The sequence below is a fragment of the Marinicauda salina genome, from assembly GCF_003122085.1.
In the GTDB taxonomy this organism is placed as follows: domain Bacteria; phylum Pseudomonadota; class Alphaproteobacteria; order Caulobacterales; family Maricaulaceae; genus Maricicauda_A; species Maricicauda_A salina.
On record NZ_QEXV01000003.1, the window covers coordinates 311546 to 325773 of the forward strand.

The window sequence follows — 14228 nt, forward strand, 5'->3', positions numbered from 1 at the left end:
GGGTCTACTTGAAGCGATAGGTGATGCGCCCCTTGGTCAGGTCGTAGGGCGTCATCTCCACGAGCACCTTGTCGCCCGCCAGCACGCGGATGCGGTTCTTGCGCATCTTGCCCGCGGTGTGCGCGATGATCTCGTGGTCGTTCTCCAGGCGGACCTTGAAGGTCGCGTTCGGCAGAAGTTCGATGACTTCGCCGGGAAACTCGAGCAGTTCTTCCTTCGCCATGCGGCTCCTCTTGTATCAGCCCCGCCGCCCGCGGGCGGCGGCCGCGCCGCGCCTGCGCGGTTGCGTTTGCGCGCTATATAGGGGTTCCCGGGGTCATTCGTCGAGCGTCACGACTCGCCGGGCGCGGCGGACGCATACGCCGCGATGCGCGCGGCCACGGCGTCGCGCGCGTCGCGATAGGCCGCAAGACGCGCCTCGCGCGGGCCCGTTTCCTGCGTCGGATCGGCGACCGGCCAGTCCTCGAACGCCGCCCCGCAGGCTTCGGCGAAGGCGCGCGCCGGCTCCCGCGCGGCCTCGGCGAGCGAGACGACCAGCTCGACCGGCGCGGCGCGCGCATCGTCGAGATCGCGGCATTCGAAGGCGCCGAGATCGACGCCGACCTCGGCCATCACGCGAATCATGAAGCCGTCGGGGAAGCCCGCCGGGCGCACGCCGCAGGACAGCGCCTGCGCGTCAGCGCCGAACCGGGCCCGCCAGAAGGCCTCGGCCATCGGCGAGCGCACCGCGTTGCGCTCGCACACGAAGACGACGGCGGGCGGGGCTCCCGCAGTCACGCGCCCCTCCGGTGCAGCGCGCAGATCAGCGTGAAGAGCCGGCGCGAGGTGTCGAAATCGACCTCGATCTTGCCTTCCAGGCGCTCGCGCAGGAGCTCGGAGCCCTCGTTGTGGACGCCGCGGCGGCCCATATCGATCGCCTCGATCTGGCCGAGCGTGGCGTCGCGGACGGCTTCGTAATAGCTGTCGCACATCAGGAAATAGTCCTTGATGATGCGCCGGAGCGGGCCGAGCGAGAACACGAAGACGCGCACCGGATCGCCGTCCTCGCGCTTGACGTCGAAGACGAGGCGCTGGTCCTCGATCGCCAGGCGCAGCGCGTACGGCCCGGCCGGCGAGTCCGCGGGCCGGAACACGTTCGATTCCAGGAGATCGGCGATCGCCACCCGGCGCTCGTGCTCGACGTTCTCGTCGGCCTTGCCGATCGTGACGGCGTCGAGCTCGACATGGACCAGGTGCTGGCGGTCGCTCATGCCTCAGACGTCCGGATGGGCGGGCCGCCGGCGCGCGCGCCAGGGCTCGGAGACGTCGGCGAGCGCCATGTCGACGCACTCGACGTCGAGGCGCAGCGCGCCCCCGCCGGCGAAGTTGAACACCAGCGCGCCGCCGGGCGACTCGGTCTCTTCGAAGGTCACCGCGAGCAGCGAGACGACGGCGTCGGGACTGTTGCGCTTCAGCCGGAAGGACTGCGCCGACAAAACGCCGCCGATCTGGACGGCGGCGCGCACGCGCTCGCCGCGCCCGCGATCGCCGGCCTCCCAGCGGAAACGGTTGAAGGCGAGCGTGAAGCGCCGCGCCTTCGGCTCGTAGTAGAAATCGCCGAGCGTTCCCACGGCGTCCTGGAGCGCCGCCGACAGGATCTCGACGTCGTCGGGGCTCTCGGCCTTGAGACGCAAGGGGCGTGTGCTCATGCGTCCTGCTCCGTGTCCTTCTCGCGGCGCACGTTCGCGCCGCAGGCCGACAGCTTCTCCTCGAGGCGCTCGAACCCGCGGTCGAGATGATAGATGCGCCGGATCACCGTCTCACCCTCGGCGGCGAGACCGGCGATGACAAGACTGACGGATGCGCGCAGGTCGGTGGCCATCACCGGCGCGCCCTTCAGCCGAGCCGGGCCGCGCACGACGGCCTCGTTGCCGCGCACGTCGATATTGGCGCCGAGCCGGGCGAGCTCCGGGGCGTGCATGAAGCGGTTCTCGAAGATGGTTTCGCGGATCACCGAGGCGCCGTCGGCCAGCGTCATCAGCGTCATGAACTGCGCCTGCAGGTCGGTCGGAAAACCCGGATAGGGCGCAGTGTGGATATCGACGGGTTTGAGCGGCCCGTCGCGCGAGACCTCCACGACGCCGTCGCCCTCGACGACCTTGACGCCGGCGTGCTCCAGCGCGCTCCACAGCGCCTCGTTGTGCTCGGGCCGGACATTGGTCAGGCGCACGTCGCCGCCGGTGGCCGCCGCGGCGATCGCATAGGTGCCCGTCTCGATCCGGTCGGGCACGACCGGCCAGGTCGCCCCCGACAGCCGCTCCACCCCTTCGATACGGATGGTCGGCGAGCCCGCGCCGGAGACCTTCGCCCCCATGGCGTTGAGGCACTCGGCGAGATCGGCGATCTCGGGCTCGCGCGCGCAGTTGTCGAGCACGGTCTCGCCGCGGGCCAGCACGGCGGCGAGCATGGCGTGCTCGGTCGCGCCGACCGACACCATCGGGAACACGACATGGCCGCCCGCAAGCCCGCCGCGCGGCGTCTTCGCCAGGACATAGCCCTCGGAAAGCTCGATCTCGGCGCCCATCGCCTCGAGCGCCTGCAAGTGCAGGTCGACCGGCCGGGCGCCGATCGCGCAGCCGCCGGGCAGCGAGACCTTCGCCTCGCCGCGGCGCGCGAGCAGCGGGCCGAGCACGTTGAAGGTCGCGCGCATCTTGCGGACAAGCTCGTAGGGCGCGAAGCCCGAGGACAGCCGGCCGCCGTCGAGATGCAGCACCGAGCCGGAGCGCTCCTCGACCGACACGCCCAGCCGCGCCAGCAAATGCCCCATGAAGCGCGTGTCGGCGAGCCGGGGCATGTTCTCCAGCACGAGCGGCTCGTCGGTGAGCAGGCTCGCGGCCATGAGCTTGAGCGCGGAGTTCTTCGCCCCGGAGATCGGCAGGTCGCCCGTGAGCCGGGCGCCGCCGCGTATGACCAGTCTGTCCATCTCGCCTCGTCCCGCCTTGCTTCCGCCCCGCGCGCTTCCCTGCGTGCGGGAGACGGCGAAATCAGGGCGACTTGTCCTTCGCCGGGGATTTCTTCGCAGCCTTGCGCCGCCTCAGGTTCTTGCGCAGCGCCTCGGCGAGGCGATCCTCGCGATCGTCCGCAGGCTGTTTCGAGCCGGATTTGCTGTCTTCGCGCTGGCCCATGACGGCTCGAATGCCCAAGCGTGCGATCGGCGTCAAGCCCGGCCTTGGCGCGGGCGTCGCGATCAGGTATAGCCCCGGGCTCCGACGCGTTCGGCGCCCCGCGCCGCCCGTCACGCCGCCGTAGCTCAGGGGTAGAGCGTTCCCTTGGTAAGGGAGAGGTCGAGTGTTCAATTCACTCCGGCGGCACCATTTTTCTTCGTCGAAGACAGGCTGATCCGCCGCACCGCCCCCGCGCACGAAACCCGTTGTCGTTGCGCCTGAACGGTTTACCCTCATGGACGAATTCCGCGCCCGGAGACGGTGATGCCGGTTCTGCGTCCAGCCCTGCGCCTGCTCGCGGCGATCATGCTGATCGCGGGGCTGGCCGGCGTGGTCGCGCACGGCCTCGCGCAGGAATCCGACGACGCCCCGCAGGTCCATGTCGCCGAGTTGGTCGGGCCGATCGGACCGGCGACGGCGACCTATCTCATCCGCGCGATCGAGGAGGCCGAGGCCGAAGGCGCGGCGGCGGTGATCCTCGAGACCGATACGCCCGGCGGGCTCGACGCGGCGATGCGCGACATCAACCAGGCGATCCTCGGCGCCGACGTCCCCGTCATCCTCTATGTCTCGCCGGCCGGCGCGCGGGCGGCCAGCGCCGGCGCCTTTATCATGTACGCCAGCCATCTCGCCGCCATGGCGCCGGGCACCAGCGTCGGCGCGGCGACGCCCGTGCAGATGGGCGGCGGCGAGGCGCCCGTCCCCTCCACCGAACCGGCCGCGGAGCCCGCGGACGAGGACGGCGAGGAAGGCGGCGACGCTTCCGAAGCCGAGCCGGATACGCCCGCCGCCGATGCGCCCGGCAACGCCCAGGCGCTCAGGAACAAGGCCGTCAACGACGCGGCGGCCTATATCCGCTCGCTGGCCGAACTCAGGGGCCGCAACGCCGACTGGGCCGAGCGCGCCGTGCGCGAGGCCGCCTCGCTCACCGCCGACCAGGCGCTCGAGCAGGGCGTGATCGAGATCCGCGCCGACGACATCGAGGCGCTCCTGGCGCAAGCCGACGGGCGCACCGTCGCGCTCGCCTCGGGCGAGACGACGCTGGCGGTGGCGGGCGCCGACATCGTGCGCGTGGAGAAGACCTTCGCCGAGGAGTTCCTGGCCACGATCACCGATCCGAACCTCGCCCTGCTGCTGGTCAATCTCGGCTTCCTGGGCCTGGTGGTGAGCTTCTATAACGGGCTTGAGCCGGTGACCCTGATCGCCGGGGCGATCTGCCTGATCGTCGGCTTCTACGGGCTCAACACGCTTCCTCTGAACTACGCCGGCGCGGCGCTCATCGTCATGGGACTCGGCCTGCTGGTCGCGGAGGCCTTCGTGGTGTCCTACGGCCTGCTCACCGCGGGCGGGCTGATCGCCTTCGTCATCGGCGCGCTGATGCTGGTCGACACCGACGTGCCGGCCTTCCGCATTCACTGGGCCTGGGTGATCGGCATGGCCGCCGGGCTCGGCGGCGTGACGATCCTGGCGCTGAGCTACGGGCTCGCCGCCCAGCTGCGCCGATCCCACGCGGGCTCGGAATCGATGGTCGGCGACAAGGGCAAGGTCACCGACTGGTCGGGCCGGGAAGGCCACGTGCTCGTCCAGGGCGAGCACTGGCGCGCGGTGTCCGACGACGCGCTCTCGCCCGGCGACGCGGTGACGGTCATCGCCGTCGACGGGCTCACGCTCACCGTCAAGGCGGCCGGCGGGTAGCCGCGCCGCGCAAGGGAGGTCTTCATGTTCGATCTGGGATTCGATCTCGGCTTCATCATCGTCGCCGTGGTCATCATCGCCTCGATCCTGTCGGCGGCGATCAAGATCCTGCGCGAGTACGAGCGCGCCGTGGTCTTCACCCTCGGCCGCTACACCGGAACGGCCGGGCCCGGCCTGATCATCCTGATCCCGTTCATCCAGCAGATGGTGCGCGTCGACACCCGCACCTTCGCCGAGGACGTGCCCAGCCAGGACGTGATCAGCCAGGACAATGTCTCGGTGAAGGTGAACGCGGTCATTTACTACCGCATCGTGACGCCGGAATTCGCCATCATCCGGGTCGAGGACTTCCGCATGGCGACGAGCCAGCTCGCGCAGACCACGCTGCGTTCCGTACTCGGCAAGCACGATCTCGACGAGATGCTGTCCGAGCGCGACAAGCTCAACGCCGACATCCAGCAGATCCTCGACGAGCAGACCGAGGCCTGGGGCATCAAGGTGTCCAACGTCGAGATCAAGCATGTCGATCTCGACACCTCGATGATCCGCGCCATCGCGCGCCAGGCCGAGGCCGAGCGCGAGCGGCGCGCCAAGGTCATCTCGGCCGAGGGCGAACAGCAGGCCGCCCAGAAGCTCTCCGAAGCCGCGAAGATTCTCGCATCGGAGGAAGGCTCGATGCAGCTGCGCTATCTCGGCACCCTCACCGAGCTCGGCAATGAGGGCTCGAGCACGATCGTCTTCCCGATGCCCATCGACCTTCTGAGCCAGATGGTTCCCAAGCCGGACGGGTCGAAGAGCTGACGCGGCGGAAACGGCCCGGTGATGCTCGACCGGCCGGCCGGGTCGGCTAGGGTGCGGGAATGACTTCGCTGTTTCCCGAGATCGAGGCGCGCGAGACCGGCCGGCTTTCCGTTACCGACGGCCACGAGCTCTACTGGGAGCGCGCCGGCGCGCCCGGCGGGCGTCCCCTCCTCTTCCTGCACGGCGGGCCCGGATCGGGCTCGGCGCCGAAGCACCGGCGCTACGCCGATCCCGCGACCTGGGAGACCATCCAGTTCGATCAGCGCGGCTGCGGCCGCTCGACGCCGCTGTTCTCGCTGGAGGCCAACACGACGGCCGACCTCGTCGCCGACATCGAGGCCCTGCGCGCGCACCTGGGGATCGAACGCTGGACCGTGTTCGGTCCCTCCTGGGGCTCGACGCTCGCGCTCGCCTACGCCGAGGCCCATCCCGACCGCGTCGAGGCGCTGATCGTCGAGGGCGTGTTCCTGGCGACGCCGCGCGAACTGGCCTGGTGGCACACCCGCGCCGGCGCCGGAGCGGTCTTTCCCGACGCGCTCGAGACGCTGTTCGGCGACGCCCCGGAGGCGATGCGCACCAACCCGCAGCGCTTCATCGGCTGGGCGCTCGACGCCATGCGGACCGAACTGGCCCACGGCGCGCCCGCGCTCGAGGCCCTGGCCGATCCCGACGCGCCGCTCGACGATCTGCGGCGCTCGCTGATCTATCGCTGGAGCGAGTACGAGGAGCGCCTGTCCTGGATGGAGATCACGCCGGAGCAGATCCGGAAGAGCTTCGCCGAAAAGGGCCGCGACTGGCTGATCGGCCATTCGCTGATCGAGGCCCACTATTTCGCCAACGCGTGCTTTCTCGAGCCGGATCAACTCATGCGCGACTCGTCGCGCCTGACCATGCCGGTTCACATCATCCAGAGCCGGTATGATCTCGTCTGCCCCTTCGCGGCGGCCTGGCGGCTGGCGCGCGCGGTGGAGCAGGGGCGGCTTCACATGGTTTCAAACAGCGGTCATGCGATGACGGAGCCGGCGCATAAGGCGGTGCGGGAGGCGCTGAAACAACTTTAGGATTTGTTTTTTGTATGCCGTAGCGCATAATCAACTCCATCCATTATCTGGAGTTGACGAATTTCACGCGTACACATCTCTTGTTTCGTCGACGATTCCGCGGTGATGCGGATGCAGGCATGGAACTGGGCGGTATCGCTGCGCAGCACCGGAACTTGCTGTCGCGTCTTCATGCATCACACACCAGGTGCCCTCTCCCGCAATCAAAGACGCCTCTTTAAAGACCTTGGTATAAGCCTCATCGAAGCGAAACCTATCGGCAAAGGGCCCGCACGCTACTGCAACAAGATCCGTCAACTATCGACGCCTGAGCTTCTTGACACCGATTTCGTCATTCTCAGCGATGCTGATATTTTATTTCTAACTGACCCAGCGGAATGGGCACTTCCGAACTGCTTTCGCGCCAAACCAGTTGACCTACCAAATCCACCGGAAACTGCTTGGCGCAAGCTTTTCAAAGAAACCGCGCTCATTGATCGGATAAGCGAACAACCCCTTGAAATTGCTCCAGGCTCCAGCACATTTTCGACAAATTTCAATGGTGGTCTTTATATAATTCCTACATCAATGACTGAATATTTGAGCAATAGTTGGGAAAGATACGCGCTGATGTGTCTTAGCCGAGAAGATGTACTTGGTAGCGCGCTCCACCACTCTGATCAAATAGCAATGGGAATGGCTCTCGCTGAACACAGAGTTGATATCAGGCCTCTCCCGACAGGCGCTAACCTCCCCACGCATCTAGGCGCTGAACACCTTGCCCGGATTCCACGCCAGACCGTATCTGGTCTGCACTATCACGGACATGTCGATAACCACGGTCGGCCGCTTACTACCGGCGTGGATTGGATCGATCACGCTATCACTGAATCGCGCCAAATATTGGATAAAGGGCGTCGCTCCGCGTTTTCAAACTCAATCTTCTGGGATTTCAGGTATGCTCGATTCCCAAAGCTTGGATCGGGGCTCGGCTCCCGCAATGAGCCGCTTTCTTACAAGCGCGAGCTCCTAGCCCGCTATTTTGATTCAAGACCCCAAGGCAAAGTCCTCGATGTCGGTTGCGGAGACATTGAGGCCACACGGAACTTGCAGATAGCAGATTACACCGGCATTGATACATCAGCTGAGGCAATTGCGATCGCACAAAAGAAAAGACCAGATTGGTCATTTTATCAAGAGTCGACAAATACATATCCCAACTTATTTTTTGATTATACATTGTGTCTTGATGTTTTTATACATCAGCCCAAAAAAGAAGATTCCATTAAATTAGCGAATGAAATTTGTCGCATCACGCGGCGCGAAATTTTATTTACTTCCCATACTATATCACAGGATCGAAGTGGTATATCATTTGATAGTTATGATGTGCCGCAATTCTTTTCTCAGATCATTGAGATCAATAATGTTACAAAAATCGGAACCTATCGCGATGTAGATGTATTTATTGCTAAAAAATTTTACTTCTAGGAAAAGCTCACTGGAGAACTGCCATTACGCTCACCAGCTCAACTGTGGCGTTTGTAGCAAACTTCTCTCGCACAAATACAAGGTTGGAGTTTGATATCGGAGAAGGTTTCGTCGACGGAATAATTGTCACGCCTGCTCCGCTCAGAATGCCTGCAACTGCCGTACCGGAAGCTGAGACATAGTCACCCTTCTCCCCATTAGGAGATACGGCCACATCGTCACCGGCCGATGCGCTGAGCAGATTCGCTTTCACCATAACCCCCGACTGCCGGAACGCGTAGCCGAACACCTGCATCATCATCGGCGAGATATCGATGGCCGCGACCCATTCATTGCTCGGCGCCAGCTCGCCAAGGCGGACGGTGTCGCCCGCCGCCCAGCCGGCGATGTCGGCCGCATCGGTCACTTGCAGCTGCGAATTCCCCGCGCCCCAGTCCGGAATCGCCTTCATCCAGGCGGCCTCCTCCGGGGCTTTCGACGCGTTCCAGATGCGCAGATAGCTCGATCCCGACCAGACGTCATGCTTGGCGAAGATGTCCGCCGAGGCGCCCGATATCGTGATGACGTCGCCCGACACCGCATAGATCGTCGCGGTGCGCGGGAGCTCGGAGTGCTCGGCGTCGACGCGCCAGATCGCATTCACCCCCTTGCCGCCCGGCGTGAACATGAGCGCGCCGGCGGGCGTCCCCGCGATCGACACGCCGCGCGAGAAGTCGACCCCGCCGGTGGCGCGGTCGATGCTGAGCGCGGTCTGCCAGGCCTGCCCGTCCGGGCTCACCTTCACCGCGAGATCGTCGTCGCCGACGAGGCCGATCTCCGCGCGGCCCGACGCGCCGGACTGCAGCAGCAGGGAGACCACGTTGGCGGCGGCCTCCTTGTCGAAGGCGACGCGCAGATCGCCGCTGCCGCCGGCGCCGGCGGCGAGCGCGGTCCACAGCGCCGCGTTGAGCCGGGCGGCGAAGGGGTTGGCGGCGTCGGCCGCCGTTCCCAGCCCGAGCCGCGACAGATTCTGCAGCGTCTCGATCAACTCCTCCGCAGGCCGCCACGCCGCCCCGTCGAACACCACCGTGCGCGCCTCGTCGACGACCCAGACGGCGAGCCCGCCGTCCGGCGCGTAGCGCGCCCACGCCCCGTCCTGGAACACGGCGAGATCGTTCTCGGCGAAATCGTCCCAGCGCGCGCCCGACGCGCCGGCGGGCAGGATCCACGCCTCGCCGTCGGCCGGGTCGGCGGGCTCGGCGGCGGTCGTGCGGCTGAGCGCGCGCGGCCCGACCAGCGCGTCGAGCCGGCGCAGGGCCTCGTTGACGGTGACGTGCTTCTGGGCCTGGGCGGGCATCAGCCAGGGCAGGCCCAGCCGCGGGGTGGAATCGTCGGACATGGGCGGTGTTCCTTTCGCGCTTCGCGGCGCGTTCAAGGCTAAGCCCCGTCGGGACGCCGGGGATTGGCGCGACGAGCCTCCCCGGCGCGACCGCGCGCTTGACGCGACGGTTTTCCCGCGCCTTACCTCCCGGCCCCGTCCGGTGTAGGGAAGTGCGCATGACCGAAGCTATCCGCCCCATGGCCGAGGGATTTCCGCCGGCCGACGACGCCGAATGGCGCGCCCTCGCAGACGAAGCGCTCAAGGGCGCCGATTTCGACCGGCTGGTCCGGCGCACCGTCGACGGAATCGCCCGCGGCCCGCTGTTCGCGCGCGGCGATCTCGCCGATGTCGAGGCCGCCGGCGCGCCCGGCGCAGCGCCCTTCGTTCGCGGGCTCGCCGCCGAGCGCGATGCACACCTGCCCTGGGGGATCCGCCAGGCGGTCGACGACCCGGATCCGGCCGACGCCAACGCCGCGATTCTCGACGAGCTGCACGGCGGCGCGAGCGAGATCGAATTGAGGCTCGACCCCGCGGGAGAGGACGGCGTGGCGGTGCGCACGCTCGACGAGCTCAAGCGCACGCTCGACGGCGTCCTGCTCGATCTCGCCCCGGTTCATCTCGCGCCGGCGCGGCTCAACCCGCAATACGGTGCGATGCTGCTGGCGCTCTTTGAAGACGCCGGGCTCGACGGGACAAACCTTCACGGCGGGCTCGGCCTGTCGCCGATCGGGCGCAAGTCGCGGCTCGGCGGCGGCGCGGAGAAGCTGCCCGACCGCCTGAAGCGCACCGCCGAGGCGGCGGCGTATTGCGCGGAGACTTTCCCCCGCCTCGGCGTCGTCGACATCACCGCCGGCGCGCCGCACGAGGCCGGCGGCTCGGAAGCCCAGGAGATCGCCTTCTGCGCGGCCGGCGGCGCCTCCTACATGCGCGTCTTCCTCGATCACGGACTGAGCCCCGACCAGGCGGCGAACGCGCTCGTCTTCTCCCTCTCCGCGGACGCCGACATCCATCTCACCATCGCCAAGCTGCGCGCGGCGCGGCGCGTCTGGGCGCGGGTGACGGAGAGCTTCGGCTGCTCGCCGGCAGCCCGCGGCATGCGCGTCCACGTCCACACCTCGGCGCGGATGATGACCGCGCGCGATCCCTGGACGAACCTGATCCGCGTGAGCTGCGCCGCCCTCGGCGCGGCGGCCGGCGGGGCGGATTCGATCACCGTGCGCCCGCTCACCCACGCCCGGCCCGGCCGGCCGACGAGTTTCGCCCGGCGGCTGGCGCGCAATCTCCAGATCCTGCTGGCCGAGGAAAGTCATATCGGCAAGGTCGCCGATCCGGCCGGCGGCGGGTATCTGCACGAGACGCTGGGCGCGCGCCTGGCCGAAGCCGGCTGGGGCGTGTTCCAGGAGATCGAGCGCCGCGGCGGCCTGTTCGAGACCGTCAAGGCCGGCTGGCTGCAGGCCGAGATCGCGAAGGTCCGCGCGCAGCGCGAGACAGCCTACGCCGAGGGCCGGGAGTCGCTGATCGGGCTGAGCCAGTATCCCGTCCTCGGCGCCGAGCCGATCGAGACGCTGCCGCGCGACTACGCCCCGCCCGCGCTCGACGCGCCCGAACTCGAGCCGCAGCCCTTCGCGGGCAAGATCGCCGCGGCCAGGTCCGGCGCGCAGATCCGCCCGCTCTCGACGCCCGAGCCGGAATGGGAGCCGGTCGCCTTTATGCGCTTCGCCGAACCCTTCGAGGCGCTGCGCGACGCCGCCGACGCCTTCGCCGAGAAAACGGGCGCGCGGCCGCGGGCCTTCCTCGCGACGCTGGGCGGGCTGGCCGACTTCAACGCGCGCGCGACCTTCGCCGAAAACCGGCTCGCCGCCGGCGGCGTGGAAGCGACGGGCGCGGAGGCGCGGGAGTCGGTCGAAGCGACGGTAAAAGCCTTCGCGGACTCCGGCGCGCAGCTCGCCGTCATCTGCGGAACCGACGCCGCCTACGAAGCCGACGCCGCCGATCTCGCCAAGGCGCTGAGAGCCGCTGGCGCGGACGCCGTCTGGGTCGCCGGAAAGCCCGCCGACATCGCCGGCGTCGACCACTATATTCATATGCGAAGCAATGCGCTGGACGATCTCGCCAGAGCGCACGCGGCGACGGGAGTGAAGGCATGACCCGGCATCCCGACTTCACCGCCATCGATCTCGAGCCCGCCCATAACGGCGAGGGCGAGGCCGCGACGCGCGACGCCTGGCGCACCCCGGAGGGGATCGCGGTCAAGCCGGCCTATTCCGAATCCGACCGCGAAGCGCTCGACTTCGTCGACGGCCGGCCGGGGATCGCGCCCTACGTGCGCGGCCCCTACCCGACCATGTACGTCCAGCGCCCGTGGACCATCCGGCAATACGCCGGATTCTCGACGGCGAGGGACTCCAACGCCTTCTACCGGCGCAATCTCGCCGCCGGACAGAAGGGGCTGTCGATCGCCTTCGATCTCGCGACCCATCGCGGCTACGATTCCGACAATCCCCGGGTGAAGGGCGATGTCGGCATGGCCGGCGTGGCCATCGATTCCATCCTCGACATGCGCGAGCTGTTCGACGGCATCCCGCTCGGCGAGATGAGCGTGTCGATGACGATGAACGGCGCGGTCCTGCCGGTGATGGCGCTCTATATCGCCGCCGCCGAGGAACAAGGCGTTTCGCACACGAAGCTTTCAGGCACGATCCAGAACGACATCCTGAAAGAGTTCATGGTGCGCAACACCTACATCTACCCGCCGGGCCCCTCGATGCGGATCGTCTCCGACATCATGGCCTACACGGCGAAGGAGATGCCGCGCTTCAACTCGATCTCGATCTCGGGCTACCACATGCTCGAGGCCGGCGCGCCGGCCGACATCGAGCTCGCCTACACCATCGCCGACGGGCTGGAATACGTGAAGGCCGGCGTCGACGCCGGTCTCGACGTCGACGCCTTCGCGCCGCGCCTGTCCTTCTTCTTCGGCATCTCGATGAATTATTTCATGGAGATCGCCAAGCTGCGCGCCGCCCGCCTCATCTGGGCCAAGCTGATGCGCGAGCGCTTCCAGCCGCAGAACCCGAAATCGCTGTCGCTGCGCACGCACTGCCAGACCTCGGGCTGGTCGCTCACCGCCCAGGACGTGTTCAACAATGTCGCGCGCACCGCGATCGAGGCGATGGCCGCCGTCGACGGCCACACCCAGTCGCTGCACACCAACTCGCTTGACGAGGCGCTGGCGCTGCCGACCGACTTCTCCGCGCGCATCGCGCGCAACACCCAGCTCGTGCTCGCCAGCGAAGCCCACATGACCGACGCCATCGATCCCTGGGGCGGCAGCTTTTATGTCGAGCGGCTGACCCACGATCTCGCCGCGCGCGCGCTCGATCATATCCACGAGATCGACGAGCTCGGCGGCATGGCGAAGGCGATCGAGGAAGGCACGCCCAAGCTCCGCATCGAGGAGGCCGCGGCGAAGGCCCAGGCGCGCATCGACAGCGGCCAGCAGACCATCGTCGGCGTCAACAAGTTCCGCCTGACCGAGCCCGAGGACGTGCCCGTGCTCAAGGTCGACAACGCCAAGGTCCGGGCCGAGCAGATCGAAAAGCTGAAGAGGCTCCGCGCCGAGCGCGACCCCGCCGATGTCGACGCCGCCCTCGCCGCGCTCGCGAAGGCCGCCGACGAGGGCTCCGGCAATCTGCTTGAGCTGGCCGTCGCCGCGGCGCGGGCCCACGCCACCGTCGGGGAGATTTCCGATGCGCTCGAAACCGCCTACGGTCGCCACACCGCCGAGATCCAGTCCGTCCAGGGGGTGTATTTGAAGACGTCCGGCGACGACGCGAAGGTGAAGGCCGCGCTCGAGGCCGCCGACCGCTTCGCGGAGACCGAGGGCCGGCGGCCGCGCATCCTCATCGCCAAGATGGGCCAGGACGGCCATGACCGCGGCCAGAAGGTCGTCGCCTCGGCCTTCGCCGATCTCGGCTGGGACGTCGATATCGGCCCGCTCTTCCAGACGCCCGAAGAAGCCGCCATGCAGGCGATCGAGAACGACGTCCACGTCGTCGCCGCCTCCTCGCTGGCGGCGGGCCATCTCACGCTCGTGCCGGAATTGAAGGCCGCGCTCGCCGATCACGGCCGCGAGGACATGCTCATCGTGGTGGGCGGCGTCATCCCGCCCGAGGACGTCGACACCTTGAAGCAGATGGGCGCGGCGGCCGTCTTCCCGCCGGGCACGGTGATCGCCGACGCCGCCGTGGAACTGATCGAGCGGATGGAGGGGCGGGATTAGGCGCCTGCGCTCAGTCGGACTCGCGAACGGACCACAGCTGCGTCCCGTCATCACCGGGCTTGTCCCGGTGATCCAGGCCGCATCGACTGGATGGCCGGAACAAGTCCGGCCATGACGATATAGGCCCACCATCAACTCGCGAGACTGCTCCCGCGCGCCCCTTCGTCCTTCTCCCTCCGCGGCTCCGGCCGGCGGAGCGCCGGGCGCTGAGCATTTGACGCGCGAGCGCCGCCATCGCCTCCCTCCCCTTGATGGGGGTGAGGCCGGGGCGGGGCTGAAATCCCGGACGCGCCGAAGGCGCGATCCGGGACCTCCCGGCGATTGTTCTCCCGGAGGCCCCGGCTCTCCCCCGGATC

13 protein-coding genes and 1 tRNA gene are annotated in these 14228 nt (G+C 67.7%); 7 read left to right on the top strand and 7 right to left on the bottom strand.

Annotated features, from left to right (window positions below; genetic code table 11):
- Positions 1 to 4: 4 nt before the first annotated feature.
- From infA to DDZ18_RS13965, 6 genes are all read right to left on the bottom strand, one after another.
- The gene (gene infA / locus DDZ18_RS06995) at positions 5 to 223 is read right to left on the bottom strand and encodes a translation initiation factor IF-1 (protein ID WP_109252652.1); all 219 of its coding nucleotides are present in this window, start codon (positions 221 to 223) and stop codon (positions 5 to 7) included.
- A gap of 107 nt (positions 224 to 330) precedes the next feature.
- A complete protein-coding gene (locus tag DDZ18_RS07000) occupies positions 331 to 777 on the bottom strand; it encodes an arsenate-mycothiol transferase ArsC (protein ID WP_233245749.1) in 447 nt (148 codons plus the stop codon).
- On the bottom strand, positions 774 to 1250 hold the full coding sequence (locus DDZ18_RS07005) for a UPF0262 family protein (RefSeq protein ID WP_109252653.1): 477 nt from the start codon (positions 1248 to 1250) through the stop codon (positions 774 to 776). The genes DDZ18_RS07000 and DDZ18_RS07005 overlap by 4 nt, the downstream gene beginning before the upstream one ends.
- Before the next feature lie 3 nt (positions 1251 to 1253).
- Positions 1254 to 1688, bottom strand: coding sequence for a DUF2948 family protein (locus DDZ18_RS07010; protein ID WP_109252654.1), 435 nt, complete (start codon positions 1686 to 1688; stop codon positions 1254 to 1256).
- Complete coding sequence (gene murA, locus DDZ18_RS07015; protein WP_109252655.1) at positions 1685 to 2962, bottom strand: UDP-N-acetylglucosamine 1-carboxyvinyltransferase; 1278 nt, start codon at positions 2960 to 2962, stop codon at positions 1685 to 1687. Before murA ends, DDZ18_RS07010 begins: the two co-directional genes overlap by 4 nt.
- A 61-nt stretch (positions 2963 to 3023) precedes the next feature.
- Entirely contained in the window at positions 3024 to 3164 is a 141-nt protein-coding gene (locus DDZ18_RS13965) for a hypothetical protein (protein ID WP_199241139.1), read from the bottom strand.
- A gap of 114 nt (positions 3165 to 3278) precedes the next feature.
- Between DDZ18_RS13965 and DDZ18_RS07020 the strand changes: the two genes are divergently transcribed.
- The 5 genes from DDZ18_RS07020 to DDZ18_RS07040 all read left to right on the top strand — a co-directional run bounded on the left by DDZ18_RS07020 (position 3279) and on the right by DDZ18_RS07040 (position 8230).
- Positions 3279 to 3353, top strand: a tRNA-Thr gene (locus DDZ18_RS07020).
- A 114-nt stretch (positions 3354 to 3467) separates the two neighbouring features.
- Positions 3468 to 4898 carry an NfeD family protein gene (locus tag DDZ18_RS07025; RefSeq protein ID WP_109252656.1) on the top strand — a complete coding sequence of 477 codons (1431 nt, stop codon included), beginning with the start codon at positions 3468 to 3470 and terminating at the stop codon, positions 4896 to 4898.
- A gap of 24 nt (positions 4899 to 4922) precedes the next feature.
- On the top strand, positions 4923 to 5699 hold the full coding sequence (locus DDZ18_RS07030; RefSeq protein ID WP_109252657.1) for a slipin family protein: 777 nt from the start codon (positions 4923 to 4925) through the stop codon (positions 5697 to 5699).
- 59 nt (positions 5700 to 5758) lie between these two features.
- Positions 5759 to 6760: an alpha/beta fold hydrolase gene (locus tag DDZ18_RS07035; protein WP_109252658.1), complete on the top strand. Its 1002-nt coding sequence runs from the start codon at positions 5759 to 5761 to the stop codon at positions 6758 to 6760.
- Between the two features lie 105 nt (positions 6761 to 6865).
- Positions 6866 to 8230 carry a class I SAM-dependent methyltransferase gene (locus DDZ18_RS07040; RefSeq protein ID WP_109252659.1) on the top strand — a complete coding sequence of 455 codons (1365 nt, stop codon included), beginning with the start codon at positions 6866 to 6868 and terminating at the stop codon, positions 8228 to 8230.
- A gap of 7 nt (positions 8231 to 8237) precedes the next feature.
- Here DDZ18_RS07040 and DDZ18_RS07045 read toward each other — a convergent pair whose 3' ends face one another.
- Positions 8238 to 9608 carry a DUF2793 domain-containing protein gene (locus DDZ18_RS07045; RefSeq protein WP_109252660.1) on the bottom strand — a complete coding sequence of 457 codons (1371 nt, stop codon included), beginning with the start codon at positions 9606 to 9608 and terminating at the stop codon, positions 8238 to 8240.
- A 158-nt stretch (positions 9609 to 9766) separates the two neighbouring features.
- On the opposite strand from DDZ18_RS07045, the gene DDZ18_RS07050 reads away from it, so the two are divergent.
- Both DDZ18_RS07050 and scpA read left to right on the top strand, forming a co-directional pair.
- Complete coding sequence (locus tag DDZ18_RS07050) at positions 9767 to 11737, top strand: methylmalonyl-CoA mutase family protein (RefSeq protein WP_109252661.1); 1971 nt, start codon at positions 9767 to 9769, stop codon at positions 11735 to 11737.
- Positions 11734 to 13872: a methylmalonyl-CoA mutase gene (scpA, locus tag DDZ18_RS07055; protein WP_109252662.1), complete on the top strand. Its 2139-nt coding sequence runs from the start codon at positions 11734 to 11736 to the stop codon at positions 13870 to 13872. Before DDZ18_RS07050 ends, scpA begins: the two co-directional genes overlap by 4 nt.
- Positions 13873 to 14228 lie beyond the last annotated feature (356 nt).

Coding starts and splice junctions, on each gene's coding strand:
- infA (WP_109252652.1), bottom strand. CDS start 223: ATGGCGAAGGAAGAACTGCTCGAGTTTCCCGGCGAAGTCATCGAACTT.
- DDZ18_RS07005 (WP_109252653.1), bottom strand. CDS start 1,250: ATGAGCGACCGCCAGCACCTGGTCCATGTCGAGCTCGACGCCGTCACG.
- DDZ18_RS07010 (WP_109252654.1), bottom strand. CDS start 1,688: ATGAGCACACGCCCCTTGCGTCTCAAGGCCGAGAGCCCCGACGACGTC.
- murA (WP_109252655.1), bottom strand. CDS start 2,962: ATGGACAGACTGGTCATACGCGGCGGCGCCCGGCTCACGGGCGACCTG.
- DDZ18_RS13965 (WP_199241139.1), bottom strand. CDS start 3,164: ATGGGCCAGCGCGAAGACAGCAAATCCGGCTCGAAACAGCCTGCGGAC.
- DDZ18_RS07025 (WP_109252656.1), top strand. CDS start 3,468: ATGCCGGTTCTGCGTCCAGCCCTGCGCCTGCTCGCGGCGATCATGCTG.
- DDZ18_RS07030 (WP_109252657.1), top strand. CDS start 4,923: ATGTTCGATCTGGGATTCGATCTCGGCTTCATCATCGTCGCCGTGGTC.
- DDZ18_RS07035 (WP_109252658.1), top strand. CDS start 5,759: ATGACTTCGCTGTTTCCCGAGATCGAGGCGCGCGAGACCGGCCGGCTT.
- DDZ18_RS07040 (WP_109252659.1), top strand. CDS start 6,866: ATGCGGATGCAGGCATGGAACTGGGCGGTATCGCTGCGCAGCACCGGA.
- DDZ18_RS07045 (WP_109252660.1), bottom strand. CDS start 9,608: ATGTCCGACGATTCCACCCCGCGGCTGGGCCTGCCCTGGCTGATGCCC.
- DDZ18_RS07050 (WP_109252661.1), top strand. CDS start 9,767: ATGACCGAAGCTATCCGCCCCATGGCCGAGGGATTTCCGCCGGCCGAC.
- scpA (WP_109252662.1), top strand. CDS start 11,734: ATGACCCGGCATCCCGACTTCACCGCCATCGATCTCGAGCCCGCCCAT.